16 protein-coding genes are annotated in these 13,364 nt (G+C 72.7%); 5 read left to right on the forward strand and 11 right to left on the reverse strand.

All coding sequences use genetic code 11. The annotated features are described in order from the left end of the window. Window positions 1–4 precede the first annotated feature (4 nt). Window positions 5–625, reverse strand: coding sequence for an RsiG family protein (locus ACZ52R_RS37165; RefSeq protein WP_465755006.1), 621 nt, complete (start codon window positions 623–625; stop codon window positions 5–7). Window positions 626–1,285: 660 nt separating this feature from the next. Here ACZ52R_RS37165 and dtd point away from each other — a divergent pair. Beyond that, a complete protein-coding gene (gene dtd, locus ACZ52R_RS37170; protein ID WP_360506830.1) occupies window positions 1,286–1,726 on the forward strand; it encodes a D-aminoacyl-tRNA deacylase in 441 nt (146 codons plus the stop codon). 39 nt (window positions 1,727–1,765) lie between these two features. On the opposite strand, the gene ygfZ is transcribed toward dtd, so the two are convergent. From ygfZ to ACZ52R_RS37185, 3 genes are all read right to left on the reverse strand, one after another. Further along, window positions 1,766–2,728, reverse strand: coding sequence for a CAF17-like 4Fe-4S cluster assembly/insertion protein YgfZ (ygfZ, locus tag ACZ52R_RS37175; RefSeq protein WP_465625539.1), 963 nt, complete (start codon window positions 2,726–2,728; stop codon window positions 1,766–1,768). A gap of 19 nt (window positions 2,729–2,747) precedes the next feature. After that, entirely contained in the window at window positions 2,748–3,230 is a 483-nt protein-coding gene (locus ACZ52R_RS37180; RefSeq protein ID WP_360506932.1) for a Fur family transcriptional regulator, read from the reverse strand. Window positions 3,231–3,363: 133 nt separating this feature from the next. Continuing rightward, a complete protein-coding gene (locus ACZ52R_RS37185; protein WP_360506832.1) occupies window positions 3,364–3,948 on the reverse strand; it encodes a heme-binding beta-barrel domain-containing protein in 585 nt (194 codons plus the stop codon). A 349-nt stretch (window positions 3,949–4,297) separates the two neighbouring features. Between ACZ52R_RS37185 and ACZ52R_RS37190 the strand changes: the two genes are divergently transcribed. Next, entirely contained in the window at window positions 4,298–4,660 is a 363-nt protein-coding gene (locus ACZ52R_RS37190) for a DsrE family protein (RefSeq protein WP_360506835.1), read from the forward strand. Window positions 4,661–4,664: 4 nt separating this feature from the next. Here ACZ52R_RS37190 and ACZ52R_RS37195 read toward each other — a convergent pair whose 3' ends face one another. The 7 genes from ACZ52R_RS37195 to ACZ52R_RS37225 all read right to left on the reverse strand — a co-directional run bounded on the left by ACZ52R_RS37195 (window position 4,665) and on the right by ACZ52R_RS37225 (window position 9,460). Next, window positions 4,665–4,937 (reverse strand): DUF3099 domain-containing protein, encoded by a 273-nt coding sequence (locus ACZ52R_RS37195; protein WP_360506838.1) that lies wholly within the window; start codon window positions 4,935–4,937, stop codon window positions 4,665–4,667. A gap of 126 nt (window positions 4,938–5,063) precedes the next feature. Further along, the gene (locus tag ACZ52R_RS37200; RefSeq protein WP_360506841.1) at window positions 5,064–5,354 is read right to left on the reverse strand and encodes a DUF1416 domain-containing protein; all 291 of its coding nucleotides are present in this window, start codon (window positions 5,352–5,354) and stop codon (window positions 5,064–5,066) included. 40 nt (window positions 5,355–5,394) lie between these two features. After that, window positions 5,395–6,231 (reverse strand): sulfurtransferase, encoded by an 837-nt coding sequence (locus ACZ52R_RS37205; RefSeq protein ID WP_360506844.1) that lies wholly within the window; start codon window positions 6,229–6,231, stop codon window positions 5,395–5,397. Between the two features lie 243 nt (window positions 6,232–6,474). Continuing rightward, a complete protein-coding gene (locus ACZ52R_RS37210; RefSeq protein ID WP_350517234.1) occupies window positions 6,475–6,555 on the reverse strand; it encodes an Ms5788A family Cys-rich leader peptide in 81 nt (26 codons plus the stop codon). 253 nt (window positions 6,556–6,808) lie between these two features. Continuing rightward, complete coding sequence (locus ACZ52R_RS37215; RefSeq protein WP_360506847.1) at window positions 6,809–7,543, reverse strand: LmeA family phospholipid-binding protein; 735 nt, start codon at window positions 7,541–7,543, stop codon at window positions 6,809–6,811. Between the two features lie 196 nt (window positions 7,544–7,739). Continuing rightward, a complete protein-coding gene (locus ACZ52R_RS37220) occupies window positions 7,740–9,161 on the reverse strand; it encodes a hypothetical protein (protein ID WP_465625517.1) in 1,422 nt (473 codons plus the stop codon). Window positions 9,162–9,166: 5 nt separating this feature from the next. Continuing rightward, window positions 9,167–9,460, reverse strand: coding sequence for a MoaD/ThiS family protein (locus tag ACZ52R_RS37225; RefSeq protein WP_360506853.1), 294 nt, complete (start codon window positions 9,458–9,460; stop codon window positions 9,167–9,169). Between the two features lie 683 nt (window positions 9,461–10,143). On the opposite strand from ACZ52R_RS37225, the gene ACZ52R_RS37230 reads away from it, so the two are divergent. The 3 genes from ACZ52R_RS37230 (at window position 10,144) to ACZ52R_RS37240 (ending at window position 13,358) form a co-directional block, all read left to right on the forward strand. Then, on the forward strand, window positions 10,144–10,875 hold the full coding sequence (locus ACZ52R_RS37230; protein WP_360506856.1) for a response regulator transcription factor: 732 nt from the start codon (window positions 10,144–10,146) through the stop codon (window positions 10,873–10,875). A gap of 125 nt (window positions 10,876–11,000) precedes the next feature. Continuing rightward, the gene (locus ACZ52R_RS37235) at window positions 11,001–12,059 is read left to right on the forward strand and encodes a LacI family DNA-binding transcriptional regulator (RefSeq protein WP_360506859.1); all 1,059 of its coding nucleotides are present in this window, start codon (window positions 11,001–11,003) and stop codon (window positions 12,057–12,059) included. A gap of 162 nt (window positions 12,060–12,221) precedes the next feature. Beyond that, the gene (locus ACZ52R_RS37240) at window positions 12,222–13,358 is read left to right on the forward strand and encodes a S1C family serine protease (RefSeq protein WP_465755007.1); all 1,137 of its coding nucleotides are present in this window, start codon (window positions 12,222–12,224) and stop codon (window positions 13,356–13,358) included. Window positions 13,359–13,364 lie beyond the last annotated feature (6 nt).

Below are 13,364 nucleotides of genomic sequence, written 5' to 3' on the forward strand. Positions count from 1 at the left end.
CCGGTCAGAGCGGCCCCCCTGCGAGCAGGTCGTCGACCCGTGCTTCCCCATCACGGTACCTGCGGGTGATCTCGGCATTGCAACCGTCGGCCGTGCGCAGCAGCCGCTGGCGCCGCCCGGACACCTCCCGCTCGTGCGCCCGCAGCCGCTCCAGGGCGGCCAGCAACTCCTCGGCCGGGTGCGCGGCCAGGTCGGCCAGCTGGACGTCTCCCATCAGCGCGTCCGCCTCCAGGCCGGACTCCCGGGTGCTCGGCGGGCCGAGGGTGACGTGCCGGGCCGAGCGCCGCACCGTGGAGGGCGCGTCGGTCAGGATGGCCGGGAGCCGGTCCAGCAGGTCGCCGGAGACCAGGTCGGGGCCGGACACACCGACCGCCCGGACCGGGCCCACGCCGGGGCGCCGGTCGAGCTCGGCGCGCAGGATGTCCATCCGCCCGTGCAGCAGCCGCCGCAGGTAGGACAGGTCGGCCTCCTGCTCCAGGGTCTCCCGGCGCAGCACCCGCAGCTGATCCAGGCCCAGCCGCTCCAGATCGGGCTCGCCCTCCGCGCCCGCCACCGGACCGTGCGGGCCCTCGGGGGCCCGCACCACCGGACCGGACCGGTCCCGCGCCGCGCTGCTCGCGTCCATCACCCAACCACCTGACGTCGTCCGATCCCGCCCGCTCGCGGCACCCCGTCCCTGCCGCCGGTCCGACCCGTCCCCCGACGGGCTCGGCGTTCCGTTCGTCGGCACGCCCGGGAGACCCCCGGAGGTTCCGCTCCCCGGCCGCAACCACCCGTCGGGGCGACACCGCCAGAACGCCTGACCTACCGGCTCGACCGTCCGGCCGAACCCGGGCCCGGCGCGGCGGACCTCATGGCGCCCCGGACCCTTCGTACGGTCCACCAGCGTGCCACCCCGCCCGGCGCGCGCGCACCGCCCGTGCACCCGAACGGCCCCCTGGCGAACGGGGGTGGCTGATATGACCAACCCTTTCCGCAGGAAGAGTGGCGCCCGGCCCCGCGCAGGCGCTCACCTCACGGCGTGCGCCATCCCCGTACACGCCCCTCGTGTGCGCCCTGGGACGACCCCTGTGACGCATGTGGGGGATGCGGCCACGGCGGGCGGCGGGCATGCGGGCGGACGCGAGCGGAAGCGGGGGCGGGGGCGAGCGCCGAGCGAGGCGGCCCCGGCAGCGCGCGCGGGGGCGCTCAGCAACGAGCGGAGCGCGGGGTGCCCGGCGCAGGCCGTATCGGGCCGCGCCGGGGGCCCTCCGGCGGCCGTACGGTCCTCCGGCACAATGGCGGCATGCGAGCAGTGGTGCAGCGAGTGACCGAGGCCCGGGTGACCGTGGCCGGTGAGACCGTCGGCGCGATCGAGGGGCCCGGGCTCTGCGTCCTGGTCGGCGTCACCCACGACGACACCCCCGCCAAGGCCGCCCAACTGGCCCGCAAGCTCTGGACGTTGCGGCTGCTCCCGGCGAACGAGGAGGGCGTCGAGCAGAGCTGCTCGGACCTCGGCGCCCCACTGCTGGTGATCAGTCAGTTCACCCTCTACGGCGACGCCCGCAAGGGCCGCCGCCCCACCTGGAACGCCGCCGCCCCCGGCCCGGTCGCCGAGCCGCTGGTGGACGAGGTGGTCGCCCGACTGCGCGAGCTGGGCGCCAAGGTGGAGACGGGCCGGTTCGGCGCCGACATGCAGGTGGCGCTGGTGAACGACGGCCCGTTCACCGTCCTCGTCGAGGTCTGAGGCGTCGAGGTCCGAGCCGGGTCCGGCTCCCGGTCCGGCCTACTGAGGGACGATCACGTCCTGGGTGCCCGGCACCGTCCCGGCCAGCAACACCGCGTCCACCGGGACGTTCCGCTTGACGATCGCCAGCGCGATCGGCCCCAACTCGTGGTGCCGGGCCGAGGAGGTCACGAAGCCCAGCGACCGCCCGTCCGGGTCCGTGGCCAGCCGCACCTCGGTGCCGTGCGGGGGCAGCGACTCCTCGGTGCCGTCCAGGTGCAGGAAGACCAGCCGGCGCGGCGGGCGGCCCAGGTTGTGCACCCGGGCGACGGTCTCCTGGCCGCGGTAGCAGCCCTTCTGCAGGTGGACGGCGGTGCGCAGCCAGTCCACCTCGTGCGGGATGGTCCGGTGGTCGGTCTCGAATCCGAGCCGGGGCCGGTGGCCCTCGATCCGCAGCGCCTCGTAAGCCCAGATCCCGGCCGCCGGGCCGTATCCGGCGGTGAGCTTCTCCAGGTCGGCGCGCGGCACGAACAGGTCGCGCCCGTACGGGAGTTCGCGGACGGCGGCGGCATCCTCGACGGAGGCGGTGGAGCCGGCCGGCAGGTGGACCACGGCGTACTCGGCGGTCGCGTCGGCGACCTCCACCCGGTAGAAGAACTTCATGCTCTCCAGGTAGGCGACCAGCGCGCCCTGGGTGCCCGGCTCGACGTGCGCCCAGGTGGTGGTGCCGTCGTCCACCAGGTAGAGCGCGTGCTCGACGTGCCCGTTCGGGGAGAGCACCAGCGCCTCGGCGGCCTGCTGCGGCGGCAGCTCGCTGACGTGCTGGGTGAGCAGTAGGTGCAGCCAGGTGAGGCGGTCCGCGCCGGTGACGGTGACCACCCCCCGGTGCGAGAGGTCGACGAAGCCGGTGCCCTGCGAGAGGTGGCGTTGCTCTCGGAAGATGTCGCCGTAGTGGGCGGCGACGCCTTCGTCGGCCCCCTCGGCGGGGACGGCTCCGGGCAGGGCAAGCAGCGGGCTCTTCACACCGGTCATACCGGCCAGCTTACGACCGGTCCCCGGCGAGCTTGGCGGTGCAGTCGGCGCAGCGGCCGAAGATGGCGAAATGCTTGAGGTCGGTGTCGAAGCCGTGCTGCGCGCGCAGGCTGTCGATCAGCGGCTGGGCGATCTCGGTGTCGGTCTCGGTGACCTTCTCGCAGTCCCGGCAGACCAGGTGCAGGTGGTGGTGGCGGCCGGCCAGGTGGTAGGTCGGGGCGCCGTGGCCGAGATGGGCGTGCGAGACCAGGCCCAGCTCCTCCAGCAGCTCCAGCGTCCGGTAGACGGTGGAGATGTTGATGCCGCTGGCGGTCCGCCGGACGTGGCAGAGGATGTCGTCGGGGGTGGCGTGGTCGAGCTCGTCGACGGCCTCCAGCACGAGCTGCCGCTGCGGGGTGAGGCGGTAGCCGCGTTCGCGCAGGTCGGTCTTCCAGTCGTCGGAGAGGTGCCAGTCGCCGGAGAGCTGCCAGTCGGTGGTGCCGGTGTCCGCCACGGTTGCTGTCCCTGCCAAGGTCGGGGGTCCTGATGCAAGTGTAGGGACCGGCCTCGGGCCGGTCCCTACCTCGTGCAGGACTGTGCTGTTACCTGAACCGTGCCTGCTCGAGCTGTGCCTGCTCGAGCTGTGCCTACTTGAAGAAGGCGATGCCGTCGTCCGGCAGGTCGTTGATGTCCTTGATCAGCTGCGCCGGGCTGAGCACCTTCTTCAGCTGCGCGGACATGTACGGGCGCAGCGGCACGTTCGGGGCGGCCTTCTCGCCGACCCAGAGCAGCTCGCCGTTGACGAAGCCGTACAGCCGCTTGCCGCCCGAGTACTCCGGCGAGCCCTCGATCCGGGCCACCGCGTCGGTGGAGACATCGATCTGGGGCTTGCCGTCGGCCAGCTCGCCGTACCAGATCTCGACCGTGCCGTCGTCACGGACGGAGGAGATCTCGATCCCGCGGGCGCCGCTGGTGCCGTCGGTGTTGCTCGTGATGCGCCAGAACGCGTGCTCGTTCTCCAGCGGGCGAACCTTCTCGCCCTCGCCGTCCAGCACCCAGGTGCGGGAGCGGAACTCCAGGAAGGGTCGGCCGTCGTGACGGATCACGATCTCCTGGCCGAAGTTGCACTTCTCCGCGCCGGGGAAGTCGTAGACGCCCGCGCCCTCCCAGGTTCCGAGGAGGAAGGCGAGCGGCACGACGTCCTTGTGGAGGTCTGAGGGGATCTCGATCATGTTCCTGGTCGCTGTCGTCGTCGGTGTGGGGCTGCCTCAACCGTACGGCAGCCTCAGCGCTGGCCCTGGTACAGCTTCATCACCGAGAAGATGGCGAACCAGGTGATCAGCACGGCCATGAGGGCCAGCAGACCGTCGAAGAACATTTCCAGACCGGACACGGGGGGCTCCCAGGCGGCGACAGTGTGGTGGATTTTGCTCCGCTCACTCTATCCGTCGGGCCACGGCCGGTCGCGGTGAGCCCCACCACGTCGCCGTTCGCGCCGCTGCTACCACGCCGCTCAAGCTTTGCCCAAGGGTTTCCGGGGATGACGGACGGCGGGGGCGGCGCGACCTCTAAGGTGGCGCCATGTCGAAGAAACTCGTCATCAAGGTCACCGCAGGGGCGGACGCGCCGGAGCGGTGCTCGCAGGCGTTCACGGTGGCGGCGGTGGCCGTCGCCAGCGGGATCGACGTCTCGCTCTGGCTGACCGGGGAGTCCTCCTGGTTCGCCCTGCCCGACCGGGCGGCGGAGTTCGAACTGCCGCACGCCGCGCCGCTGCCGGACCTGCTGGAGTCGATCCTGGCGGCCGGCTCTGTGACGCTCTGCACCCAGTGCGCGGCCCGGCGCGGGATCGAGCAGAAGGACACCGTCAAGGGCGTCCGGATCGCGGGCGCGCAGGTCTTCGTCAGCGAGATCATGGCGGACGGCGTCCAGGCGCTCGTCTACTGACGGCTCACGGGCGCTGCTCGTGGTCGGGGTGGTCCCGGTCGTGGCCGGGGTCGTCCCACTTCGGGTCGTCCCAGCGCGGGTCGTTCCACCAGTCGTCGTCCGGGTCCCGCTTGTTGGCGAACACCGCGGCGGCCGGCGGGATCACCATCGCGACCACGCACATGCCGATCGCCGCGCCGACCGAGAAGAACCGCACCACGCCCCAGGCCAGGACGAACAGGCCCAGGCACACGCCCATCATGGCGAAGTAGTAGCGACGCCGCCGCCTCGTCTGCACCCCTCCACGGTACGACCGAGGGCCCCTGCTCGGCAGGGGCCCTCGGGGTGTCGCACTCCGGTTCACGTGCGCCGGTTCGCGTACCGCTTCACGTGCGCCGGTTCACCTACGCCGGTTCCGACGCGGTCAGACCGCGATCGCGACCTCGACGGCGATGCCCTGCGAGGCCACCACCTGGCGGTCCACGGTCTGGCCCGGCACCAGCGCGCGCAGGGTCCACTTGCCCGGGCGGGCGAAGAACCGGAACTGGCCGGTCGCCGAGGTGGGCACCTCGGCCGTGAACTCACCGCCCTCGTCCAACAGCCGCACGTAGCCGTTGACCGGCTCACCGTCGCGGGTCACCGAACCCTGGATGATCGTCTCGTTCGCCACGTCAACTCCTGCCAGGTCCGGGCCGCCGGCCTTCGCACCGCACATGTCTGTACTTCCCTTCTGACTTACGGGTGGAGCCGGAGGCTCAGTTGCTGCCGAGCTCGATCGGCACGCCGACCAGGCTGCCGTACTCGGTCCACGAGCCGTCGTAGTTCTTGACGTTCTCCTGGCCGAGCAGCTCGTGCAGCACGAACCAGGTGAGCGCGGAGCGCTCGCCGATGCGGCAGTAGGCGATGGTGTCCTTCGCCAGGTCGATGCCCTCGGCCTGGTACAGCGCCGTGAGCTCGTCGTCGCTCTTGAAGGTGCCGTCGTCGTTGGCGTTCTTGGCCCACGGGATGTTGCGGGCGCTCGGCACGTGGCCGGGGCGCTGCGACTGCTCCTGCGGGAGGTGGGCCGGGGCGAGCAGCTTGCCGGAGAACTCGTCGGGCGAGCGGACGTCGACCAGGTTCAGGGTGCCGATGGCGGCGATCACGTCGTCGCGGAAGGCGCGGATCGACGAGTCGGCGGCCTGCGCCGTGTACGCGGTGGCGGGGCGGGCCGGCACCTCGGAGACGAGGTCGCGGGAGTCCAGCTCCCACTTCTTGCGGCCGCCGTCCAGCAGGCGGACATCGCCGTGGCCGTACAGCTTGAAGTACCAGTAGGCGTACGAGGCGAACCAGTTGTTGTTGCCGCCGTACAGGACGACGGTGTCGTCGTTGGCGATGCCCTTGGCGCTGAGCAGCGCCTCGAAGCCGGCCTGGTCGATGAAGTCGCGGCGGACCGGGTCCTGGAGGTCCTTCTTCCAGTCGATCCGGACGGCGTTGCGGATGTGGTTCTTGTCGTACGCGGAAGTGTCCTCGTCGACCTCGACGATGACGACCTTCGGGTCGTCCAGGTGGGCCTGGACCCAGTCGGCGTCGACCAGGACGTCACTGCGGCTCATGGTGATGTTCTCCATCCGAGGGCGGTTGGCGGAAGGTGCTGCTCAGGAGTGCTGCAGAGGCACCCGGGCGGATGCGATCCGAATCCTTGTCCGAATTCCTGTCCGAATACTGGGACAGGACGGGTGGACCGGTGCGGCCGGGCAGGAAACTGCGGAGTACGTCGGCGCCGGCCCGCGAGGACGGCCGGAAAAGTCACCGGGGAGATCGACGGCGGGCTTCAACTGCCCTGCCGGGATGCCGAGTCAGCGCATTCGACACAGACAGGCGGCCACGCGGCACAGGTCTACCGCCCGCCGCTTCGTGAGGTCCGTCTGTCGCTTCATGCCGACGATGCTAGGGACACCGACGGCCCGCTGTCACCAGCGTATCGAATATTGAGACCAAAACAGCCGCATTACGAGATTTGGCCTCCGGTCGGGCCGCCGGGCCCGATCGGGCCGCCCCTCGGCAGCGCACAACGGGCGGAAACGCCACCGCTCCGCGGTCCGCGCTGGACAGCGCGTCTCGCGGAGCGGAACGTTTCGGCGGTACGAAGAACAGGCCCGGCACGCCGGGTGCGGGCCGACGGCGCGGGACTCAGCCGAGGAGCTTGACGCCCTTGCCGTCGAAGGTCAGCTGGAGGCCCTCCGGCAGCGGCGTCACACCGTCCTTGTCGCCGTCCTTGGCGGCGAGCTTCAGCCCGGCCGGCAGCGTGTCCAGGGTGAAGCTCATCGGCTCGATCTGCTGGTTGGTGACCCCGGCCAGCATCCCCGCCAGGGAGCTCAGCCGGAAGCCGTCCACCGTGACGGTGTTCCCGTCGTTGTGCACGGTGCCCTCACCGACCGCGATCGGCCCCAGCGAGGCCTTGACCTTGCCCGGCCCGCCGTACGACAGGCTCAGCCGGGAGTTGCTGCCCACCGGCAGCTTGGTGCCGTGCAGCAGCTGGGAGGCCGGCGGCAGCAGCTGCGCGAGGTCCGGGTACGAGATCACCCCGCTGCCGGTGCCGCTGTCCACCGTGGCGTTGTTCATGCTGTCGCTCACCTTGACGCCGGAGAGCTTGGCCTTGAACGAGTGCAGCGCCACCTGGTGGCTGCCGTCGCCGACGGTCAAGCCGTCGGCGGAGATCCGGACGTCGTCCAGCTTCATCGACAGCACCTGGGTGAGGAACGGGAAGCCCTCGATCGAGACGTCCGGCCGCTGGCTCATCCGGCCGCTCTTCACGATCCGGTCGGCCGCCTCGTCCTCGGCCACGCCGACCGCGATCCGGTCGGCGCCCACCAGGAGGCCCGAGAGCACCACCAGGCCGATCGTGGCCTTCAGCCATCCGCGCATCGTGTCCCCCGTCGTCGCCGGTCGCCGTTGTGGTCGTTCGCTGTGGTCGTTCGCTGTCGTTCGCTGTCCTGTGAGGGCCGCCGGACGCGGCCGCTCCCGCACGACCGTACGACGTCCCGCCCCGGAGCATGGTTCCGGGACGGGACGTCGGTGGGAAGGGGGGCGTCGGCGAAGGGAGGCGTCGGCGCGCGGCGGATCAGACCAACAGGTCGGTGGCCATCCAGATCAGCGGCGCGGCCACCGCCAGCGGCAGCGCCACGCCCGCCGTCATGTGCACGAAGCGGGACGGGAAGTCGTACGCCGCGACCCGGCGGCCGACCAGCGCCCCCAGCCCGGCGAGCGCACCGAGCGCCACCGGCGCACCCACCAGCAGCCCCAGCGCCACGGCCGCCGCCAGACCCAGGACCGGGCCGAGCTGCTTCGGGCCGGGCAGTGGCGCCGCGGCCAGCAGGGTGGCCAGCGCGACCGCGCCCACCCCGGCGGGCACCCAGTCGGCCAGCAGCAGCGTGGTGCACAGGGCCGTCACCACGGTGGCCGAACCCAGCACGGTCAGCGCGTAGAACCGCTCCTTCGGGTCCGACGGACGGAACGTCTGCAGCACCAGGACCAGCAGGAAGAACCCGCCCAGGGTGCCCACCACGGCCGCCACACCGCCGTCGGAGTCCGCCAGCAGCAGCGCCACGTCCGCGGTGAACCCGGACAGCGCGGCGAGCAGGATGCCCTGGCGGGCCGGCCACATACCGTTCAGCCGGAACCAGCCGGCCGCCGTCAGCAGCTGCAGCAGCGCCACCACCAGGGCCAGTGCCACCTGCCCGAGCGCGGCACCGCCGGCCAGCAGCGCGGCCACGCCGGCCGTGATCAGGGCCGGCTGGAGGCCCGGGTCGATGATCGGCGAACCGGTCCGGCCGTGTGGGCCGGTAGGCGGTGCGGGCTGCGCCGGGACGGCCGCGAACGGCGGCAGGACGGGGGCGCCCACCAGGCCGGCCTGGCCCGTCGGACCCACCGGGCCTGCCTGGCCGGGGGCGTCCGGGCGCTTGAGCGTCATGGTCGGCGGGTCGAAGGCCTCCGCCGCCTGCTGCTGCACGGCGGCGGGCTGCGGCGCCGGGGCCGCGTGCCGGGCCCGAGCCCGGGCGGGCGGCGGCTGCTGCCCCGGCTGCGGGGGCTGGGCCGACTGCTGCCGCTGGTGCCGGCGTTGGTGCTGCGCCGGAGCCTGTCCGAGGTGCTGCGGCGGCGCGACCGGCATCGCACCGGAGACCACCACCGGCGGCAGCAGCGTGGTGGCCGCGGCGTCGTTCATCGGCGGCACGGGCGGCAGCAGCGTCGTCGCCGCACCGTCGTCGAAGGCCGGCACCGCCGGCAGCACCGCGGTCGCCGCCGCGTCGTCCACCGGATAGCCGTACGGCGGCTGCTGCCCCGGCTGCTGCGCGTGCTGCGGGTACCCCTGCGGAGCCTGGGGCGGCTGGGGCTGTTGCGGTTGCTGGGGCTGTTGCGGTTGCTGGGGCTGTTGCGGTTGCTGGGGCTGTTGCGGTTGCTGGGGCTGTTGCGGTTGCTGGGGCTGCTGCGGCTGCTGTTGCCATGCGCCGTAGCCACCGGGGTTCGGGTTGTTCATGTCCGTCACGCCGCTCAGCCTCCCGCGAACGGCGGGAGGACCTCGACCGTCCCGCCCTCGGTCAGGGCGACGGTCGTGTGGTCCCGGCCGCCCACCTGGGCGCCGTCGACCAGGTACGAGCAGTGCCCGAGCAGCCGGACGAGCTTCGGCTTGTCGGCGTGCCGCTCCTTGGCCGCCGTCAGCGCCTCCGCCAGGGTCGCCGCCTCGTACGGCTCCTCGGCCAGCCCGGCCTCGGACTTCGCCGCCGCCCAGTAGCGGATCGTCCCGCGCACCCGGGCGCCGCTCGCGGGCTCGGTGGTCGCGCCCATCGGGCCACCCCTTCTCGTCGTCCTCGCCCGGCCCCGGTGCCCCGGTCCGGCTCGCCACCGGGGCGGCCGCCCGACCACCCGAACGATGGACCCGCGCGGCGCCGCCGATGTGCGTCCCATGATGGCGTGTCCGCCGCCACGACGGGCAATCGCCCTGGCCCGCGGGTGCGGAGCGGCGCTCGAAGCTGTGTCCAGGCTCACCCGGCGTACGCCCGAAATGGGGGTACCGCCGGATTCGGGCACTCCCGATGCGGGGGGAGGTCGGCTATTCTCGACCACCAAGAGGGATCCGGGCAGAGTCGCCCCCGGGTCCTTTTGTGCTTTCAGGACGCCAGTACGGACGTTCTTGCGATTCGTCGGCCCACCCCCGGCGGACCGCGGGAACCGCCCCGTCCGTCGCGGCACAACGACGTGCCGCGGCCGGCCGGGACGTCGCCACCGGGCACCGGGCCGCCGCCCGGGACCGGACCAGACCGGAGGTTCACGGTGATGAACAGGGCAGAAACGGTGCGCCAGGGGTTGCGGGACCCCCGGCGGGTCCGCCACTACGCCCTGCGCGCCGTCCGCTCCCCCGGTACGCCCCAGGCGCCCGTCCGCCCCTCCTCCCCCTCAGCACGTGCGCCATCCGGCTGTGGCGGCAGCCGTAACGCGACCGCGACGACCCGGAAAGGGGACCACCGGGTATGAGTTCTCTCCTCCTTCTCACCAACGCACTGCAACCTTCCGCCGAGGTACTGCCTGCCCTCGGCCTGCTGCTGCACAACGTCCGGGTGGCCCCCGCCGAGGGCTCGGCCCTGGTGGACACCCCCAGCGCGGACGTCATCCTGGTCGACGGCCGACGCGACCTGCCGCAGATCCGCAGCCTGTGCCAGCTGCTGCGCTCCACCGGCATCGGCTGCCCGCTGATCCTGGTGGTCACCGAGGGCGGCCTGGCCGCCGTCACCGCCGAGTGGGGCATCGACGACGTCCTGCTGGACACCGCCGGCCCGGCCGAGGTCGAGGCCCGGCTGCGGCTCGCGCTGGGCCGCCTCCAGGTCGTCACCGACGACAGCCCGATGGAGATCCGCAACGGCGACCTCTCGGTCGACGAGGCCACCTACTCCGCGAAGCTCAAGGGCCGGGCGCTCGACCTCACCTTCAAGGAGTTCGAGCTGCTCAAGTACCTCGCCCAGCACCCCGGCCGGGTCTTCACCCGGGCCCAGCTGCTGCAGGAGGTCTGGGGCTACGACTACTTCGGCGGCACCCGGACGGTGGACGTCCACGTCCGGCGACTGCGCGCCAAGCTCGGCGTGGAGAACGAGCAGCTGATCGGCACCGTGCGCAACGTCGGCTACCGCTTCGTCGTCCCGGAGAAGCCCGAGAAGGGCGAGCGGCCGGAGCTCGCCCAGCGCCCCGCCGCCCCCCTGGAGGCGTGAGACGCGGCCGGGCGGGCCGTCCCCCGCCCGGCTTGTCCGGTTCATCCCGGAGCCGCCCGCCGTCCACCCGGCAGCGGCCCCAGGTCCCACTGCCGCCCCGGAGACCACACGCGTAGACTCCCCTCGTGGCCAAAGTGACGCGCGACGATGTAGCCCGACTGGCTGGTACCTCGACCGCGGTCGTCAGCTACGTCATCAACAACGGGCCGCGCCCGGTCGCGCCCGCGACCCGGGAGAAGGTGCTCGCGGCGATCGAGCAGCTCGGCTACCGGCCGAACAGCGTCGCCCAGGCGATGGCCTCCCGCCGGACCAACCTGATCGGCATGGTCGTCCCGGACGCCCGCCAGCCCTTCTTCGCCGAGATGGCCCACGCCGTCGAACGGGCCGCCTCCGAGCGCGGCAAGCTCGTGCTGATCGGCAACTCCGACTACGTGGACGACCGCGAGGTCCACTACGTCCGCGCCTTCCTCGGCATGCGCGTCTCCGGCCTGATCCTGGTCAGCCAGGGCCCCTCGCAGCGCGCCGCGGAGGAGTTCGCCGCGATGGAGGGCGCCAAGGTCGTGCTGCTGCACCGCCGGCCCGAGGCGATCGACGACGTCGCGGTGGTCACCGACGACGTGGGCGGCGCCGAGGCCGTCGTCCGCCACCTGCTGGAGGTGCACGGACACCCGTACGTCGCCTGCTTCGGCGGCCCGGTCGAGTCCCCCGCCCCCGGCGACCCGGTCATCGACCACGTCGAGGGCTGGCAGCGCGCCATGGACGCGCACGGCATCCCCGCCGAACCGCACCTGATCGACGCGCCCTTCCACCGCTACGGCGCGTACGAGGTCGCCCTCGGCGTGCTGCGCTCACCGGACCGGCCGCGGGCGATCTTCTGCTCCACCGACGACCAGGCCATCGGCGTGCTGCGGGCCGCCCGCGAGGTCGGCCTGCGCGTCCCGGAGGACCTCGCGGTGGCCGGCTTCGACGACGTGCCGGAAGCCGCGCTCGCCGACCCGCCGCTGACCACCGTCGCCTCCGACCGCGACGCGATGGCCCGGGCCGCCGTGGACCTGGTGCTGGACGACTCGCTGATGGTGCCCGGCTCGGACACCGAGCGGGTCCGCAAGTTCCCGTCCCGCCTGGTCATCCGCCGCTCCTGCGGCTGCGACGGGGCCGCACCCGGCCGCCCCGCGGCGGAGTAGCGGACGGAACGGCGAGCCGGACCGGGCAACCGGCCGAACCGGAATCGCCGACTCCACTCCGAAGGCCGCCTGACCTGGCTTTATGAGAACCCAACGGGCTTCTTTCCGCCCTCTGAGCCGGTTCTCATCCAGTCCTCATCCACCAGGCGGAGCTTGGTCGGCATGAGCGAACAGCAGCAGCACCCCAGCGACCCCCACAGCCCGTACGAGCCCCGGGTCGAGGGCACCGTGCTCGGCGGCGGCACCGCGGGCAGCACCGGCCCGGCCGGGTACGCCTACCGCGAGGACCACTCCGGCAGCGGCTTCGACGGACCGCCTCCTCCCCCGCCCATGCCGCCCGAGCCGCCCACCGTCCTCGGCCCCGACTCCCCCGAGGGCCACGGCGGCCGCGGCAGCCGGGCCCGGCGCGGCCTGCTGCGCGGCCGACTCGCCCTGGTGACCGCCGTCGCCGCGGCCGCCGCCGTCATCGGCGGGGTCACCGGCGGAGTGGTCGCCGCCGACCGGCAGTCCTCCGACACCCACGTCGGCACCATCGCCAGCCCGGTCTCCGCCCGCAGCGACGGCAGCGCCAACGTGCCGGCCATCGCCGCCGCCGTCTCGCCCAGCGTCGTCCAGATCACCGTCAAGAACGGCAACGGCACCGCCACCGGCACCGGCGTCGTCCTGGACAAGGACGGCCGGATCCTCACCAACTACCACGTGATCGACACCGCGGCCGGCGGCGGCCGGATCACCGTCACCTTCAAGGACGGCTCCACCACCCAGGCCACCGTCACCGGCACCGACAAGTCCCTCGACGTCGCCGTGATCACCGCGACCGGCGCCAAGAACCTCGCCCCCGCCGTCCTCGGCGACTCCTCCACCATGGCCGTCGGCGACCCGGTCGTCGCCATCGGCAACCCCGACGGCCTCACCGGCACCGTCACCTCCGGCATCATCAGCGCCGAGAACCGCGACGTCACCGTCCAGCTCGACGAGGGCAGCACCAGCGGCAACGGCGGCTTCGGCTTCCCCAGCCTGCCCGGCCTGCGCGGCACCCAGCCCCAGTCGAACAACGGCAGCACCACCACCTACAAGGCCTTCCAGACCGACGCCGCCCTCAACCCCGGCAACTCCGGCGGCCCGCTGATCAACGCCAACGGCCAGGTCATCGGCATCAACTCGGCGATGTACGCCCCGAACGGCACCAGCTCCACCGCCGGCGGCGGCACGGCCGGCAGCGTCGGCCTCGGCTTCGCCATCCCGATCGACAACATCAAGCAGGTCCTGCCGAAGATCGAAGCCGGCCAGAACCTGTAAGCCACA

This window comes from Kitasatospora sp. NPDC034023, from assembly GCF_055575795.1.